Genomic DNA, 16,938 nt, shown 5'->3' on the forward strand with positions numbered 1-16,938 from the left:
CAACACGAAGGGGCTTTCCTCCAGATGCGGCGAGGGGTTGCCGGCCAGCGGCCGGCACTACCGCTTACCAGGTGTACTTGATGCGGCCGTAGACATACGCGCCGTTGAAGCCGAACGGCGAGTAGTTGCTGTAGGGCAGCATGCCGAAGGTGGAGTTCTGCAGGTCTTCGGTGCGGTCCGGGTACTTGTCCAGCAGGTTGTCCGCGCCCACGGTCAGGGTCCAGTTGCTGCTCGGCTTGTAGCTGGCCGAGGCATCCACCACCCAGGCGTCGCCGTAGGTCTGGTCACGCAGCGCGGTGGCCGAGTTGCGCACGGTGAATTTGCCGTAGCGGGTTGCGGCCAGGCCCAGTTCCCAGTGGTCCGAACGCCAGGTGCCGCTCAGGATCGCCTTGTCGCGCGGGTAGCTGTCCTCGATGCGGCCGATTTCATCGCGGCCGATCAGCGACTGGGTCAGCCCCAGCGTACCGAACACCGCCGGGGTGCCGCCGACGCGACGCACTTCGGTGTCGTTGTAGCTGTAGGCCGCGGTCAGTTCCAGGCTGCTTGCCGCGAACGGGACGGTGTAGCTGGACACGAAGTCGACACCCCGGGTGCGCGTATCCAGGCCGTTGGTGAAGTACGAGAACGCGGTCACCTGCGGCAGGCCCAGGCTGGTCAGCAGGGCGCTGCTGGCGGCGTTGGTGGTGATGCTGGACGACAGCGCGATGCGGTCATCGATGTCGATCTGGTACGCGTCGACGGTGATGTACAGGCGGTCGACCGGCTGCAGCACCAGGCCCAGGCTGTAGGAGGTGGAGGTCTCGGCCTTCAGCGGTGAGGCGCCCAGTGCCTGCGCAGCCGCGCTGGTGGTCGGGAACGTGCCGCGTTCGACGAACACGCCGTTGGTGAACTGGCTGGTGACTGCCTGGTAGCCCTGCTGCGCCAGCGACGGTGCACGGAAGCCGCTGGAGGCGGTTGCCCGCAGCGCGACCTTGTCGGTGAACGCATAGCGCGCCGACAGCTTGCCGGAGAAACGGTCGCCGAAGTCCGAGTAGTCCTCGTAGCGGCCGGTGATGCCGGCCGAGAACTTCTCGGTCAGGTCCGCTTCCAGGCCGGCGTAGACCGCGTAGTTGTGGCGGTCGGCATGCACTTCATTGGTCGGGGTGAAGCCGCCGAAGCCCTGCGCGCCACTGCCGGTGTACGAGCTCAGCTCACCGGGGTTCTGGTCCCACTTCTCCTTGCGGTACTCACCGCCGAAGGACAGCGTGACCGGATAGGCCAGGCCCCAGTCCAGCGACTTGGTCAGGTCGGCGTTGAAGATGTCCTGCTGGTACTTCAGCGTACCGTCGTAGAACGAGCGCGGGCTGGTCGCACCCAGGCTGTAGTTGATGCTGTTGCGGGTGTGGAAGTCCAGGGTGTTCTCGCCATGGTTCAGGCTCAGGTCCCAGGTCCAGCCGTTGTCGGTGTTGCCCTTGACCCCGGCCACCAGCGAGCGGTCCTTGGAGTACTGGTTGATCTCCGGCACGAAGCCGTCCGGGTAGGTCTGCGCCAGCAGCGCGCTCTGCCCGTTGTGGTTGCGCGAGCGGTAGAACGCGAACGAGGTGATGTCGCGGTTGCTCAGCAGCGCGCTGGCGTAGCCGGTCACGTGATCGCTGAAGTCGAAGCTGGCGTTGGCCGAGGCGGCGGTGGCATCCACGCGCGGGTCGCCGACGATGAAGGTGGTCTGGCCGATGCTGGGGAAATTGCCGGTGTTGGGAGTGGTGCCGCGGTACGGGCCGGCGCGGTTGCTCTCGTCCTGCTGGCTGATCTGGCCGGCCACGTGCACGCGGCCACGGCCGTTGCCGAACTCGACGCCAGTGTCGCCGGACAGCTGGTACTTGTTGCCGTCACCGGCCGAGTACTGGCCGTAGTCCACCGCCAGGCTGCCGCCGCGGCCGCTGCCCTTGAGCACGATGTTGATGACGCCGGCGATGGCGTCCGAGCCGTACTGCGCCGAAGCGCCGTCACGCAGCACTTCCACCCGTTCGATGGCGGCGATCGGGATCGCGTTGATGTCCACCGCCGACGAACCACGGCCGATGCTGCCGTTGACGTTGATCATCGCCGAGGTATGGCGGCGCTTGCCGTTGACCAGCACCAGCACCTGGTCCGGCGACAGGCCGCGCAGCTGCGCGGGGCGCACGCCGCTGGTGCCGTCGGTCAGGGCCGGGCGCGGGAAGTTCAGCGAGGGCAGGGCGCGCGACAGCGCGGTGGCCAGTTCACCGGTGCCGGTGGACTGCAGGATTTCCGGGGTGATGATGTCGATCGGCGACTGTGATTCGGCGACCGTGCGGTCGGCCACGCGGGTGCCGGTGACGATCACCGTGTCCAGGGTGTTGGCGGCGGTGCCGGCCTGCTGGGCAGCGGCGACGAACGGAGAGCCACCGAGTGCGACAGCGACGGCGGCGGCGATCAGGCGGGTCTTGCGGGTCATCGGGATGGGGCTCCGGTTGGCGGGGGTGGCACCGGAATCGACATCACGGGGGTGAGGCGGACGGCGGTTGTTGCGGTGCGCAAGGCAGGAATTAACGGGATATTCAGTGGCTGTCAAATGCCGGTCATCGAGAAAAACGTTGCAGCAGCAACCATTTAGCTCTCACAGGCACAGGCGGGGAGGGGAGCCCGGGAGGCGCGCGGCGAGGACGTGGGAGAGAGGAACGTCGGCCGCCGCGCATCCCGGGACGCGTCAAGTATTCGTTAACGCTAGAATTGCGTCGCAGGAACAGTGCTCACCAGCACATTCCATCCGGTTATATGGACCCCTCCCCCGATGATTTCCCTTCGTAATTTCGCCTTGCGCCGCGGCGAGCGGCTGCTGTTGTCCAATGTCGACCTGACCCTGCACGCCGGTTACCGGGTGGGTGTGGTCGGCCGCAACGGTGCTGGCAAGTCCAGCCTGTTCGCGGCGGTGAAGGGCGAGCTGGAGGCGGACAAGGGCGACGTCGACCTGCCCGGCAAGGTGCGCATCGCCAGCGTGGCCCAGGAAACGCCGTCACTGCCCGATCCGGCGCTGAGCTTCGTGCTGGGCGGTGACATCGAGGTGGCCGCGGTGCTGGCTGCCGAGGCCGACGCCACCGCCCGCGAGGACTGGGAAGCGGTCGCTGAGGCGCATACGAAGATGGCCGAGCTCAACGCCTACGACGCCGAAGCGCGCGCCGGCAAGCTGCTGCACGGCCTCGGCTTCCCGGCCGAGACCCACCACCGCGCGGTGTCCTCGTTCTCCGGCGGCTGGCGCGTGCGCCTGAACCTGGCCCGGGCGCTGATGATGCCCAGCGACCTGCTGCTGCTGGACGAACCGACCAACCATCTGGATCTGGACGCGGTGTACTGGCTGGAACAGTGGCTGCTGAAGTACCCGGGCACCCTGCTGCTGATCTCGCATGACCGCGAGTTCCTCGACAACGTGGCCACCCATACCCTCCACCTGCACGGTGGCGGCGCCAAGCTCTACCCGGGCGGCTACACCGATTTCGAGCGCCAGCGCGCCGAACAGCTGCGCCAGCAGCAGATCGCGCACGAGAAGGAACAGGCCGAACGCGCCCACCTGCAGAGCTTCATCGACCGGTTCAAGGCGCAGGCCAGCAAGGCCGCGCAGGCACAGAGCCGCATGAAGCGCCTGGCCAAGCTGGCCGGTACCGAAGCGGTGCGTGCCGAGCGCGAGTTCCGCATCGAGTTCGCGCCGCCGGCCAAGCTGCCGTTCTCGCTGATCCGCCTGAATCACGTCGAGGCCGGCTACGGCAAGGACGCGGTGATCCTGCACAACGTCGGCTTCGGCCTGGAAGCGGGCCAGCGCATCGGCCTGCTCGGCCCGAACGGCGCCGGCAAGACCACGCTGGTGAAGACCCTGGTGGGCGAACTGGCGCCGATCGTCGGCGAGCGCATGGCCCACCCGGACCTGAAGATCGGCTACTTCGCCCAGCACACGGTGGAGTCGCTGCACGAAGGCCAGTCGCCGATGGAGCACTTCCGCGAGATCGCGCCGGATGCACCGAACCAGTCGTTCCGCGATTTCCTCGGCAAGTGGAACTTCCCCGGCGACCGCGCGTTCGAGCCGGTCGATGGCTTCTCCGGCGGCGAGCGCGCGCGCCTGGCACTGGCACTGATCGCCTGGCAGCAGCCGAACGTGCTGCTGCTGGACGAACCGACCAACCACCTCGACCTGGAAATGCGCGAAGCGCTGGCCGAAGCACTGGCGACCTTCGAGGGCGCGATCGTGATGGTCTCGCATGACCGCCACCTGATCGGCCTGGTCTGCGATACCTACTGGCGCGTGGCCGATGGCGTGGTCGAGCCGTTCGACGGCGACCTCGATGCCTACGCCGCGTGGCTGCGTACCCGCCCGCAGGCGCAGGGCACCAAGGCACGCATGGAGCAGGTGGAAGAGCCGGTGGTGGTCAAGACCGCACCGGTGGCGCAGGTGGTGCAGAAGAAGCCGGTGAACCCGCACAAGCTGGCCGCCGCCGAAGCCAAGGTGGCCGAACTGGAAGGTGCGCTGGCCGAACTGGACCGCCAGCTGGCCGACCCGGCCAACTACGCCGATGCCACGCGCATGGCGGTGATCGGTCGTGACCGCGAAACCGCGGCCGCGCAGCTGGAAAAGGCCGAAGCGGCGTGGATGGAGCTGCTGGAGTCCTGACCGGTAGTGCCCTGCGCCTGCAGCCATTCGCGGAAGCGCCTGGCGGGCTCACGCTCGGCACGCGAGCGCAGCCGGGTCAGCCAGTAGCGGCCCAGCTCCAGCGTGGTGCTGAACGGCTGCAACAGCCGTCCTTCGGCCAGTTCCTGCTCGAACATGCGCAGCGGCAGCAGCGCGACACCAGCACCGCCGGCGGCGGCCATCGCTACCGTCAACGAAGAATCGAACACCGGCCCGCGCGCTTCCACGCAATTGACCCCGGCCGCCTGCAGCCAGCGCGGCCACTCGTCGCTGCGGTAGGAGCGCAGCAACGGCAGCGTGGCGAGGTCGCGCGGTTGCTTCAGCCGTCGTGCCAGTGCCGGTGCGCACAGTGGCGCGAACGGCGCCTCCAGGATCGCGGTGCACGCCTGGCCCTGCCAGTCGCCATCACCGAAGCGGATCGCCAGGTCCAGCCCTTCGCCGGCCAGGTCGATGCGGTTGTTGTGGGTCTGCAGGCGCAGCTCGATGTCCGGGTGCGCGGCCTCGAATGCGGCCAGCCGTGGCAGCAGCCAGCCGGTGGCGAAGGTGCCGACCACGCCCAGCGTCAGTACTTCGCGCGCCGGTCCGCCGGTGTAGCGCGCAATGCTGGCCGAGATGCGTTCGAAGGATTCGTTGAGTACCGGATACAGCGCCGCGCCCTCGTCGGTCAGCGCGACACCACGCGGCAGGCGATGGAACAGACGGATGCCGAGCCGATCCTCCAGGCCACGGATCTGATGGCTCAGCGCGGCCTGGCTGACACACAGCTCCAGCGCGGCACGGGTGAAGTTCTGGTGGCGGGCGGCGGCTTCGAAGGCGCGCAGCGCGTTCAGCGGCAGGGTAGGGTGCAGCATGGCGAAGCCGTGAGCTGGAGTGATGGCTGATCCTAGCGCTTCACTGGCCGGTTTCTGAAATTAGGGGGTTGAAGGCGGCATGCATGAATAAATCTCATGTCAGATGCTGATTTTTTGCGCTGGTCGCCCCCGCAGGCGGCTTCAATAATCGAGCGGTCACCAGGAGAACCCCTATGCTCGCCCGTCGCCGATTCCTGCAGTTCAGTGGTGCTGCCGTTGCTTCCTCGCTGCTTGCCCCTGCGCTGGCGCGGGCCGTTGTCCCTGCGTCCGGCACATCCGCCGCGAACGCCGCCATTGCCGGCGCCGCCGATTTCGCCGCGCTGGAGAAAGCCAGTGGTGGCCGCCTGGGCGTGACCGTGCTGGACACCGGTAGTGGCCGTCGCATCGGCGGGCATCGGCAGGACGAACGCTTCCCGATGTGCAGCACGTTCAAGTCGATGCTGGTGGCCCACGTGCTGAGCCTGGCGGATGCAGGCCGCGTTTCACTCGATACCCGCGTACCCATCGCCGGGAAGGATCTGCTGTCCTACGCCCCGGTGGCACGTCGCCATGTGGGCAAGGACCTGACGGTGCGCGACCTGTGCAGGGGCACGCTGACCACCAGCGACAACACCGCGGCCAACCTGCTGCTGGACGTGGTGGGCGGGCCGCCGGCGCTGACGGCATTCCTGCGTGGGCAGGGCGACAGCGTTACCCGCAATGACCGCAACGAGCCGGACGTGAATCTGTTCGCGAAGGGAGACCCGCGCGATACCACCAGCCCGGCCGCGATGGCCACCAGCCTGGCCCGCTTCGCGGTGGGCAATGGCCTGCAGCCGGCATCGCGCCAGCAGTTGGCCGATTGGCTCATCGACAACCAGACCGGCGATGCCTGCCTGCGCGCCGGGCTGGGCAAGCGCTGGCGGGTGGGCGACAAGACCGGCAGCAACGGTGATGACACGCGCAACGACATCGCCGTGCTGTGGCCACATGCGGGCGGCCCGGCGTGGGTGGTCACCGCCTATCTGCAGGGCGCGTCGGTCGATGACGACCAGCGTGCAGCCGTGCTCGCACGGGTGGGTGCGCTGGCCGATGCGATGATCGGATGAGGTAACCGGGGTCATTCGAAAATGGCTTGCCGGATCGGTCCGGCACGCGCATCCTGCGCGCGTTCGAACCCCACGGAAGCCCCTGATGAGCCATGAGTTGATCTACCTGCTGCTGATCTTCGCGTTGCTGGTGATCCCACGCGCGCTGCAGCGCTTCAGCCTGCCGGCGCCGCTGACCTGCCTGCTGTTCGGCATCATCGGCATGCTGTGGCTGGGTGACCAGGCGCACGACGCGGTGATCGGCCTGCTGGCCACGCTGGGCATTTCCTCGCTGTTCCTGTTCGCCGGCCTGGAAGTGGATCTGCGGGCGCTGCGTCGTGGCATGTGGCCGCTGCTGGCGCACCTGGTGATCCGCACCGGCACGCTGTTCGGCGTGGGCTGGCTGGCCTGGCGCTACGCGGGGCTGCCGTGGCAGGCCGCGGGCCTGCTGGCGCTGGCGCTGCTGACGCCCTCCACCGGCTTCATCATGGATTCGCTGTCGCGGCTGGGCCTGAGCGAAGACGAACGGTTCTGGGTGACCAGCAAGGCCATTGCCGGCGAACTGCTGGCGCTGGCGGCGTTGTTCATCGTGCTGCAGGCCGGTGACCCGGGCCATATGGCGTTGTCCAGCCTGGCCCTGCTGGCGATGATGATCGGCCTGCCGCTGCTGTTCATCGCGTTGGGCCGCTGGGTGGCACCGCACGCGCCCGGCTCGGAATTCTCGCTGCTGGTGATGGTCGGCATGGTCGCGGCCTACATCACCTATCTGCTGGGCGTGTACTACCTGGTGGGCGCGTTCATCGCCGGCCTGGTCGCACGCCTGCTGCACCAGCGGATGCCGCTGCTGGCCTCGCACGAGAACCTGCACGCGCTGCGCCTGTTCGCCTCGTTCTTCGTGCCGTTCTATTTCTTCAACGCCGGCACCAAGGTGCCCAGCGAAGCGCTCAGCTTTGAGGCGCTGGGGCTGGGCATCGTGATCACCCTGGTGGTGCTGCCGCTGCGCATCGGCGTGGTCTGGCTGCAGCGGCGGGTGATGTTCGGCGAGAGTTTCCGCAGCAGCCTGCGGGTCTCGCTGGCGCTGGCGCCGACCCTGATCTTCACCCTGGTGCTGGCGGCGATCATGCGCGAACGCTTCCAGATTCCGGCGGTGCTGTTCGGCGCGCTGCTGCTGTACGCGGCACTGACCACGCTGCTGCCGTCGCTGGTGTTCCGCACGCCGTTCGATGTCGATCCGGTGGAACAGGAGCCGACAGGCGAGGGCGAGTCCGCACCGGTAGCGGCCACCGAAGTCATCCACGCCGAGCCCCTGAAAGCGCCGCTGCCACCGCAGGGCTGAGCCGCAGCCACGCGCAATGGCTTGCACTCGCGTGCGCCAGCGCAGACACTGCGCGCCCGTGAAGCGTGCCCTGCCGTGGGCGGCCACCGACAGGAGCAACAGGCGTGACCCAGGAAAGCAACCCAGACCGCAGCCTCCTGCCAGGCAAGATCCTGTTGTGGTTTTCGGCGATCACGCTGCTGATCCTGCTGGCCTGCAGCTGGTCGATGCCACCGGTCGATGCCTCCGGTTTCCGGCAGACGCAGACCGTGCTGTCGATCGACTGGTTGCTGCGCGGCGGTCCCTGGCTGGACTACCTGACCCCGGTGCTGGGGGCGCCCTGGTCGATTCCCTTCGAGTTCCCGCTTTACCAGTGGCTGGCAGCCCTGTTGTCCAGCATCACCGGCATGAGTGCCGACAACAGCGGGCGATTGGTGTCCACCGTCTTCCACGTCGGCAGCATCTGGCTGGTTTACCGTACGCTGCTCGCCTGGCGCCCTGACCGCACGCTGGCGCTTTGCGTGACGGGCGCGTTCGCTGTCTCGCCGTATGCCCAGTTCTGGGGGCGTTCGGTGATGATGGAATCCAGTGCCGTGTTCTTTGGCCTGCTCTTCGTCTGGGCGATGGCACAGCTGCGCAACCAGCCGCGGCTCTGGGTGGGGCTGGTTGCCATCTGCGCGGCAGTGCTGTCGGCGGCCATCAAGGTCACCTCATTCTTCGGTTTTGCCGCGTTTGTCGCGCTGGTCTTCCTGTGGCTGGCCGTGCGTGAACATGGCTGGCGCCCGCAGTGGCTGCAGCAGCATTGGCGCCTGATGTTCTGGGGGGCGCTGTCCGCGCTTGCCGTGCTGGCCACACTCAGCCTGTGGCTGCAGCATGCCGACGCGCTGAAGGCGCAGTCCGCGCTGGGCCGGCAGATCACGTCTGACGCACTGTCCACCTGGAATTACGGCACCCTGCAGCAGCGCCTGGACCCGGCCACCTGGTGGGGCACGGTGTTCAAGAAGCGCTTCTCCGGTGCGATCGGCTCCAACTGGATCTTCCTCATCTTCATCATCGCCGGGCTGTGGCAGAAGCGCACGCGCGCGGCGGTAGGGATCCTGCTGCTGGCCTACCTGGCGCCGTTCCTGGTCTTCACCAACCTGCACATCGCCCATCCTTACTACCAGGCGGCCAATATCGTGTTCGCCACATCGATCATCGGCCTGGTGCTGTGGTCGACGGTGCGGGCGGCCGAAGCGGCGGGCAAGCCGCGCCGTGGTGTCGCGCTGGCGATCTTCCTGTGCGTTCTTTCGGTGGGCTTTGGCCTGGTGAAGTCCCTGAAGGACATCAAGCAAGCGCGCGAGCCCACACCGGTATCGCAGATCGCAGAGGCCATCCGTACCGGCACGACCGAGCAGGGCGTGGTGGTCGCGTTCGGGCAGGATTGGTCCTCCGAACTGCCGTACTTCTCCGGCCGCCGTGCCGTGATGATTCCGGACTGGGCATCGGACGCCGTGCTGGCATCGCTGGCCGCAGATGACGCGGCACTGGGTGGGCTGCCGCTGACCGCACTGGTCAGCTGCCCCAACACGATTGCGAGCAGCCCCGAACGTGCGCAATGGCTGGCCGAAATCACCCGTCGCTATGCTGCCGGTGGCCAGAAGCAGGACGTGGGCGGCTGCGAGGTCTGGCTTCACCGCTGAGGTGCCACGGTCTTTCCGCGCGGTTTGCGCCCATCGGCGCAGGCCGTTAGGGTTGGGGCATGAAACTGCCTGCCATTGTCACCGCTTCCGCCCTCCTGCTCGGCCTCGCGGCCTGTTCGCAGCGCTCCGATACGGTCGCCCATGATCTGGCGACCGCACCGGCCGATGCCTTTATGGCGGCCATTGCCGCGCACTGCGGCCAGGCTTACGCCGGCAAGGTGGTGGAGGACACGCCGGCACCTACCGGCAAGGACCCGTTCGCGGGCCAGCGCCTGGTCATGCACGTGCGTGGCTGTGCCGACCCGGCACACGAGCTGCGCATCCCGTTCCATGTCGGCGATGACCATTCGCGCACCTGGGTGCTGACCCGTACGCCGAACGGCCTGCGCCTGAAGCACGATCATCGCCACCAGGACGGCAGCCCGGATGCGATCACCCTGTACGGCGGCGACAGCACGCCGCCGGGAACCGCCGAGCGCCAGCAGTTCCCGGCCGATGCCGATTCAGTGGCGATGTTCCGTCGGGCCGACATGCTGGCCTCGACGTTCAATACCTGGGCGATGGAGATCGACCCCGACCAGGCGTTCGTCTACGAACTGACCCGTCCCGACGGGCGCCGTTTCCGCGTGCAGTTCGACCTGAGCAAGCCGGTCGACCTGCCGCCAGCGCCCTGGGGTGACGACAAACTGCCCGCGCCGTGATCCCGGGGGCGGATTCCTGAAAGATCCCGGGTAGATCCGCGCCATGCGCGGATGCGGGATGCCGGGCCGGGGTCAGAGCCCTGGCCATCGGCCAGGGATCCGACCCCATGCTCAGCGCGTACCAAAGCGCGCGCGGCAGCCGTTGCTCACCCACACCTGCCCGCGCGCATAGCCCCAGCTGCGGCCTTCCTGGCAGGCACTGCCGGACAGCTGCTGCTGCAGCACCGGCCGGCCCTGGCGGTCATCCCAGTCGCAGGTCTGCGAGCGGTTGTTGTTGCTGCTGCAGGTGACCGAGTAGTTGCTGTTGCCACCGCCCCAGCCGCCGCCGCCCCAGCCGCGGGCTTCGGCGAATTCGGCGCGGCAGCCGTTGCTGACCCAGACCGCGCCATTGCGCACGCCCCAGCTGCGGCCCTCGTCGCAGGGGCTGCCGGACAGCTGGCGCACCAGGCGGGCATTGCGCCAGCCGACCGGGCAGCTGCGCTCGCGGTTGTTCTGGCTTTCGCAGCGGATGGTGTCGCCCGGGCGGCCGTTGTTGCCGCCCCAGCCACCGCCGTTGCCGCCGCCCCAGCCGCCACGGGACTCGACGAATTCGGCGCGGCAGCCGCTGGTGACCCAGATGCTGCCGTTGCGGCTGCCCCAGGTGCGGCCTTCCTCGCACGGGCTGCCGGACAACTGGCGGACCAGCTGCGCGTTGCGCCAGCCGGTGTTGCAGACCCGTTCGCGGTTGCTCTGGCTTTCGCAGCGGATCACCCCGTTCTGCGCAGTGGCGGAAGGGACGGGCAAGGCGAGGGTGCCCAGCGCACCCAGGCTGAGGGTCACGGCCAGGCTGGCCAGGGACAGCGGTTTCATGGCGGCATCCCATACGGTGGCAGGTGCCCGACTATAGGGAGGGGGGCGATCAAGCCGGTGTGACTGGCCGGATTTGCCCCGGCCGGGGCCTCGGCCGCAGAATACGAGGCTTTCCGGCCCCCATCCGGTGCCGGCGTTCTCCAGCGGAGCTTCCCCCCATGCGTACCCACTTCTGCGGCCTGGTCGACGAGACCCTGATTGGCCAGACTGTCACCCTCGCCGGCTGGACCGACGTGGCCCGTAACCAGGGCGGCGTCTGCTTCATCGATCTTCGAGATCATGAAGGCATCGTGCAGGTGACGGTGGAGGTGGACAACGCCGAAGTGTTCGCCGTGGCTGCGTCGCTGGGCTACGAGGACGTGCTGCAGGTGGAAGGCGTGGTGCGTGCCCGCCATGCAGTGAATGACAAGATGCGCACCGGCAAGGTGGAAGTGATCGCCACTGCCATCACCGTGCTGAACAAGGCCGCGCCGCTGCCGTTCCACGCCCACGAGAACCCGGGCGAGGAAACCCGCCTGAAGTACCGCTACCTGGACCTGCGCCGTCCGGAAATGCAGCGCATGCAGCGCACCCGCATCAAGCTGGTGCAGGCACTGCGCCGCCACCTGGACGAAAAGGGCTTCCAGGACATCGAGACCCCGATCCTGACCAAGGCCACCCCGGAAGGCGCGCGCGACTTCCTGGTGCCGGCGCGCATGCACCCGGGCGAGTTCTACGCCCTGCCGCAGAGCCCGCAGCTGTTCAAGCAGATCCTGATGGTGGCCGGCTTCGACCGCTACTACCAGATCGCGCGCTGCTTCCGCGACGAAGCCCTGCGTGCCGACCGCCAGCTGGAATTCACCCAGCTGGACATGGAGTTCGCCTTCGTCCGCGAACGCGACGTGCAGGATTTCGTCGAGAACATGATCCGCGCCATCTTCAAGGAAGTGGTCGACGTCGAACTGGATGCCAGCTTCCCGCGCATGACCTGGGCTGAAGCCATGCGCCGCTACGGCTCGGACAAGCCGGACCTGCGCATCGCGCTGGAACTGGTCGATGTGGCCGACCTGGTCAAGGACAGCGAGTTCCCGGTATTCACCAGCCCGGCCAATGATGCCGAGGGCCGCGTCGCCGCGCTGCGCATCCCGGGCGGCGCCTCGCTGTCGCGCAAGCAGATCGACGAGTACGCCGCGCACGCCGCCAAGTACGGCGCCAAGGGCCTGGCCTACATCAAGATCGCCGACAACGGCGAAGTCAGCTCGCCGATCCAGAAGTTCTTCAGCGAGGCATCCTTCGCCGCCCTGGTCGCCCACGTCGGCGCCGGCAACGGCGACATCGTGTTCTTCGGCGCCGGTGGCTACAACAAGGTCTCCGACTTCATGGGCGCGCTGCGCCTGAAGGCCGGCAAGGACTTCGGCCTGGTCGCCGACGGCTGGGCACCGCTGTGGGTCACCGACTTCCCGATGTTCGAGTGGGACGAGGAAGAACAGCGTTACGTCGCCCTGCATCACCCCTTCACCGCACCGGCCGTGGACGACATCGCCGACCTGCGCGCCAACGCCCGTACCGCCGTCTCGCGTGGTTACGACATGGTGCTCAACGGCAATGAAATCGGCGGCGGTTCGATCCGTATCCACCGTCCGGACATGCAGAGCGCGGTGTTCGAACTGCTCGGCATCGGCGCCGAAGAGGCCCGCGCCAAGTTCGGCTTCCTGCTCGACGCGCTGAACTACGGCGCGCCGCCGCACGGTGGCATCGCCTTCGGCATCGATCGCATCGCCGCGCTGGTGGCCGGCACCGAATCGATCCGCGACGTCATCCCGTTCCCGAAGACCACCGGTGCACAGGATCTGATGACCGACGCGCCGTCGCCGATCGTCGACGCGCAGCTGGCCGAAGTGCACATCCAGGTTCGCCCCAAGACCAACTGATCAGGAGATCCAGGCAATGACCGAGTTTGCGTTTTCGCTGGAGTGGGAAAAGCTGGGCAATGAAGGCTCCGAGGCCAACCTGGTCACCGAGCGTGCGCGCGTGTTCGGGGGTTGGCTGGTCCGTGTCGGTACCAACCCGGCGGCGATGGCCCTGACCTTCGTCGCCGACGGCGAAGGCCGTTGGGATGGTGAAGACTTCGGCGTTGAGGATTACGAGGACGACGAAGAGGAAGAGTACGACGAGGACGAGGAAGGCGAGGAAGAAGAGGACGAGGACGAAGAGGAATACGAGGAAGAGGACGAGGAAGACGAAGCCGCCGAAGCGCCGGAAAAGGCTTGACCCGCGCTTCACCCTGACGTCAACTTCCTGCATGTATTCCATCCGCCGCGCCACCGTGGACGACGCGCCGACCCTGTCGGCGCTGGCCGCCCGCACGTTCACCGAGACCTTCGGCCATCTGTACCCGCCGCAGGACCTGCAGGCCTTCCTCGACGAGGCCTACACGGTCGAGCGCCAGCGCGTGATCCTGGCCCACCCGGATTACGCGGTGTGGCTGCTGGAGCTGGACGGGGAGGCGGTCGGCCATGCCGCCGCCGGCCCCTGTGGCCTGCCGCATCCGGAGGTGAAGCCCGGTGACGGCGAACTCAAGCGCCTGTATCTCATCAAGACCCAGCAGAGTTGTGGCTGGGGTAGCCGCCTGCTGGAAACCGCGCTGGCCTGGCTGGAGCACGAAGGCCCGCGCACGCTGTGGCTGGGCGTGTGGTCGGAGAATTTCGGCGCGCAGCGCTTCTACGCCCGCTACGGGTTCGAGAAGGCCGGCGAGTATCTGTTCCCGGTCGGTGACACCCACGACCTTGAATTCATCCTGCGCCGCGCACCGCGCGTGGCCTGACGTTCACCGCCGCTTGCTGCGCGCGCGTGTTCAATCACCGTACGTTCCTGCCCCGCTGACCGCCAGGCTGTTTGCATGACTCCCCCCGTATTGCTGCTGCATGGCATCTGGAATGCCCGTGCCTGGGTCGGGCCGCTGGCCTGGCGCCTGCGCGCGCGTGGTTTCCAGGTGCACGCCTTCGGTTATTCCTCGGTGTTCGGTGGCCCCGACGTGGCCGTGCCGCAACTGTTGGAGCGCCTGGCCGACGCCGGGCCGTTGTCGCTGGTCGGCCACAGCCTGGGCGGATTGCTGGCGCTGGAGGCCCTGCGCCGCCAGCCGCAGCTGGATGTGCAGCGCGTGGTCTGCCTGGGCTCGCCGCTGCGTGGCAGCGGCACGGCGCGGTCGCTGTCCGACCATGGCTGGGGCCTGGCGCTGGGTCGCAGCAGCGAGCTGCTGCTGGATGGCCTGCCGGACTGGCAGGGCAAGGCCGAGGTCGGGCTGATCGCCGGCTCGGTGCCGCATGGGCTGGGCAGCCTGCTGGGCGCGATGGACGACGCCTCCGATGGCACGGTGGCGCTGGCCGAGACCCGACTGCCGGGCCTGGCCGACCATTGCGTGGTGCGCACCAGCCACAGCGGCCTGGTGGTATCGCCCGATGCCGCACGGCAGACCGCGTATTTCCTGCGCCACGGCCAGTTCGACCACAGCCGCGACGCCGCTGCCGCATAAGGGGGTGGGTGCTAACCGTCCTGCCTAGGTGGGTGCTAACCGTCCTACCTTGGTGGGTGCTAACCGTCCTGCCTTGGTGGGTGCGAACCTTGGTTCGCACGCTCTTCGCCGGGCCACGCCTGGCGGCATCCCTCCGCCCTAGACACGGTTGCAGCCCCCGATCAGGTAGAATCCGCGCCTTGATCCTGAAGCAGCCAGACGGTAGCACCCATGGGTAGAGGCCCCTCCATCGAAGCCCGCAAGAACGCGTCCGACGCGAAGCGTGGCAAGATTTTCACCAAGATCATCCGCGAGATCGGCGTGGCCGCGCGCGGCGGTGGAGGCGACCCCAACAACAACCCGCGCCTGCGCGTGGCGATGGACAAGGGCCTGGCCGTGAACATGTCCAAGGACGTGATCGAACGCGCCATCAAGAAGGCCACCGGTGAGCTGGAAGGCGTCGACTACGAGGAAATCCGCTATGAGGGCTATGCCCCGGGCGGCGTGGCCGTCATCGTCGACTGCCTGACCGACAACCGCGTGCGCACTGTGGCCGATGTCCGCCATGCGTTCAGCAAGTGCGGCGGCAACATGGGTACCGAAGGCTCGGTGGCGTTCATGTTCAAGCGCCTGGGCGTCATCAGCTTCGCCCCGGGTGCCGACGAGGACGCCATCACCGAAGCCGCCATCGAGGCCGGCGCCGATGACATCGTGGTCTACCCGGACGACGGCTCGATCGACGTGGTCACCAGTCCTGACGCGTTCAACGCGGTCAAGGACGCGATGGCCGCCGCCGGTCATGTCGCCGGCCACGCCGAGATCACCTTCCGCGCGGACAACGACATCAAGGTCGAGGGCGAAGTCGCCCTGCAGGTCAAGAAGCTGCTGGACATGCTCGAAGACCTGGACGACGTGCAGGACGTGTACTCCAACGCCGAACTCGGCGCCGACGCCTACGCCTGAGCCGTCCTGACGGCCTGGGCGCGGGCCGTTGAACGGTCACCGCGGACAGACATGAGCCCATACGCCTGCCAGCGCTTCCCGTTCCGTCCCGCCAGGAGTGCGGCATGACCCGCATCCTCGGCATCGACCCCGGTTCGCAGCGGACCGGGGTCGGCATCATCGATGTCGACGCCGCCGGCCGCGTCAGCCATGTGCACCACCAGCCGCTGGTGCTGCTGGGCGCCGACGACTTCCCGCAGCGCATGAAACTGCTGGTGCTGGGCCTGGCCGACCTGTGCCGGGAATACCAGCCCAACGAAGTGGCCATCGAAAAGGTCTTCATGGCCCGCAACCCCGATTCGGCGCTGAAGCTGGGCCAGGCCCGTGGCGCGGCGATTTCCGCCGTGGTACTGCGTGACCTGCCGGTGCACGAATATGCTGCCAGCGAGATCAAGCTGGCGGTGGTCGGTCGCGGTGGCGCCGAAAAGCAACAGGTTCAACACATGGTCGGGCTCATGCTCAACCTGAAAACCAAGCTGCAGGCCGACGCGGCCGACGCGTTGGCGGTGGCGATCACCCATGCCCACGTAAGGGCAACGGCCAACCGCCTGGGGCTCAGCGCCCGCCAGGCGTGGGGCCGCAAATGAGGAGCTGCACGCAATGATCGGTCGACTGCGCGGCATCGTCGCCTACAAGGCGCCGCCGTGGCTGGTGGTGGACGTGAACGGGGTGGGCTACGAGCTGGAGGCGCCGATGAGCACCTTCTACGACCTGCCCGAGCTCGGCCGCGAGGTCACCCTGTATACCCATTATTCGCAGAAGGAAGACAGCGTCTCGCTGTACGGCTTCCTGCGCGAGGGCGAGCGGCGCCTGTTCCGCGACGTGCAGAAGGTCAGTGGCATCGGCGCGAAGATCGCGCTGGCCGTGCTGTCCGGGGTGACCGTCGAGGAGTTCGCGCGCATGGTCCAGGCCGGTGACATCACCGCGCTGACCCGCATTCCGGGCATCGGCAAGAAGACCGCCGAGCGCATGGTGCTGGAACTGCGCGACCGCGCGGCCCAGTTCGGCGCAGGCGGCGCGTTGCCCACCGGCAGTGGCCCGGCCCCGGCCGATCCGTTGTCCGACGCCACCGTGGCCCTGCAGCAGCTGGGCTACAAACCGGCCGAAGCGGCGCGCATGGCCCGTGATGCCTTCAATGAAGGCGACGAAGTGGCGACCGTGATCCGCAAGGCGCTGCAGTCGGCGCTGCGCTGAGCCGCCTTCCTTTCCCCCAACGAACCGCCTGAGCCCCGCCAGGAGTCCCATGTCCAGCAGTCAAACCCCGCACGCAGCCGCCCCCGGTGGCCACGGTCACGCCCCTCCCGCGGGA

The 16,938-nt window shown here is 67.8% G+C and carries 14 protein-coding genes and 1 pseudogene; 12 read left to right on the forward strand and 3 right to left on the reverse strand.

The genetic code is table 11. From position 1 onward, the window contains the following. Positions 1-64: 64 nt before the first annotated feature. Complete coding sequence (locus O0J73_RS04270) at positions 65-2,452, reverse strand: TonB-dependent receptor (RefSeq protein WP_006438466.1); 2,388 nt, start codon at positions 2,450-2,452, stop codon at positions 65-67. Between the two features lie 336 nt (positions 2,453-2,788). On the opposite strand from O0J73_RS04270, the gene O0J73_RS04275 reads away from it, so the two are divergent. Then, positions 2,789-4,654: an ABC-F family ATP-binding cassette domain-containing protein gene (locus tag O0J73_RS04275; protein ID WP_006438468.1), complete on the forward strand. Its 1,866-nt coding sequence runs from the start codon at positions 2,789-2,791 to the stop codon at positions 4,652-4,654. Between the two features lie 8 nt (positions 4,655-4,662). Here O0J73_RS04275 and ampR read toward each other — a convergent pair. After that, a pseudogene (gene ampR, locus O0J73_RS04280) lies at positions 4,663-5,523 on the reverse strand (LysR family transcriptional regulator AmpR); the annotation flags it as partial. Between the two features lie 173 nt (positions 5,524-5,696). On the opposite strand from ampR, the gene blaL2 reads away from it, so the two are divergent. The 4 genes from blaL2 (at position 5,697) to O0J73_RS04300 (ending at position 10,288) form a co-directional block, all read left to right on the forward strand. Beyond that, entirely contained in the window at positions 5,697-6,611 is a 915-nt protein-coding gene (gene blaL2, locus O0J73_RS04285) for a L2 family extended-spectrum class A beta-lactamase (protein WP_006438473.1), read from the forward strand. Between the two features lie 85 nt (positions 6,612-6,696). Continuing rightward, positions 6,697-7,926, forward strand: coding sequence for a cation:proton antiporter (locus O0J73_RS04290; RefSeq protein WP_197564946.1), 1,230 nt, complete (start codon positions 6,697-6,699; stop codon positions 7,924-7,926). Positions 7,927-8,030: 104 nt separating this feature from the next. Next, positions 8,031-9,587 (forward strand): hypothetical protein, encoded by a 1,557-nt coding sequence (locus O0J73_RS04295; RefSeq protein WP_308308087.1) that lies wholly within the window; start codon positions 8,031-8,033, stop codon positions 9,585-9,587. Positions 9,588-9,646: 59 nt separating this feature from the next. Next, positions 9,647-10,288, forward strand: coding sequence for a hypothetical protein (locus tag O0J73_RS04300; RefSeq protein ID WP_308308088.1), 642 nt, complete (start codon positions 9,647-9,649; stop codon positions 10,286-10,288). A 111-nt stretch (positions 10,289-10,399) separates the two neighbouring features. Here the strand turns inward: O0J73_RS04300 and O0J73_RS04305 are convergent, their stop codons facing one another. Beyond that, entirely contained in the window at positions 10,400-11,137 is a 738-nt protein-coding gene (locus O0J73_RS04305; RefSeq protein ID WP_308308089.1) for a DUF3011 domain-containing protein, read from the reverse strand. Between the two features lie 158 nt (positions 11,138-11,295). Here O0J73_RS04305 and aspS point away from each other — a divergent pair, with 158 nt between their 5' ends. From aspS to ruvA, 7 genes are all read left to right on the forward strand, one after another. Further along, positions 11,296-13,047 carry an aspartate--tRNA ligase gene (gene aspS / locus O0J73_RS04310; protein ID WP_308308090.1) on the forward strand — a complete coding sequence of 584 codons (1,752 nt, stop codon included), beginning with the start codon at positions 11,296-11,298 and terminating at the stop codon, positions 13,045-13,047. Between the two features lie 16 nt (positions 13,048-13,063). Continuing rightward, positions 13,064-13,387 carry a hypothetical protein gene (locus O0J73_RS04315; RefSeq protein ID WP_006438575.1) on the forward strand — a complete coding sequence of 108 codons (324 nt, stop codon included), beginning with the start codon at positions 13,064-13,066 and terminating at the stop codon, positions 13,385-13,387. Positions 13,388-13,418: 31 nt separating this feature from the next. Beyond that, positions 13,419-13,940, forward strand: a complete 522-nt coding sequence (locus O0J73_RS04320) for a GNAT family N-acetyltransferase (protein WP_197564941.1) — start codon at positions 13,419-13,421, stop codon at positions 13,938-13,940. 75 nt (positions 13,941-14,015) lie between these two features. Next, the gene (locus O0J73_RS04325) at positions 14,016-14,648 is read left to right on the forward strand and encodes an alpha/beta fold hydrolase (RefSeq protein ID WP_006438579.1); all 633 of its coding nucleotides are present in this window, start codon (positions 14,016-14,018) and stop codon (positions 14,646-14,648) included. Positions 14,649-14,858: 210 nt separating this feature from the next. Then, positions 14,859-15,590, forward strand: coding sequence for a YebC/PmpR family DNA-binding transcriptional regulator (locus O0J73_RS04330; RefSeq protein ID WP_008268284.1), 732 nt, complete (start codon positions 14,859-14,861; stop codon positions 15,588-15,590). A 104-nt stretch (positions 15,591-15,694) separates the two neighbouring features. After that, positions 15,695-16,216, forward strand: a complete 522-nt coding sequence (gene ruvC / locus O0J73_RS04335) for a crossover junction endodeoxyribonuclease RuvC (RefSeq protein WP_008268142.1) — start codon at positions 15,695-15,697, stop codon at positions 16,214-16,216. A gap of 13 nt (positions 16,217-16,229) precedes the next feature. After that, positions 16,230-16,823, forward strand: a complete 594-nt coding sequence (gene ruvA, locus O0J73_RS04340; RefSeq protein WP_005410756.1) for a Holliday junction branch migration protein RuvA — start codon at positions 16,230-16,232, stop codon at positions 16,821-16,823. The last annotated feature ends 115 nt before the right edge of the window (positions 16,824-16,938 follow it).

This window comes from Stenotrophomonas sp. Sm6012, assembly GCF_030985895.1.
GTDB lineage: Bacteria > Pseudomonadota > Gammaproteobacteria > Xanthomonadales > Xanthomonadaceae > Stenotrophomonas > Stenotrophomonas forensis.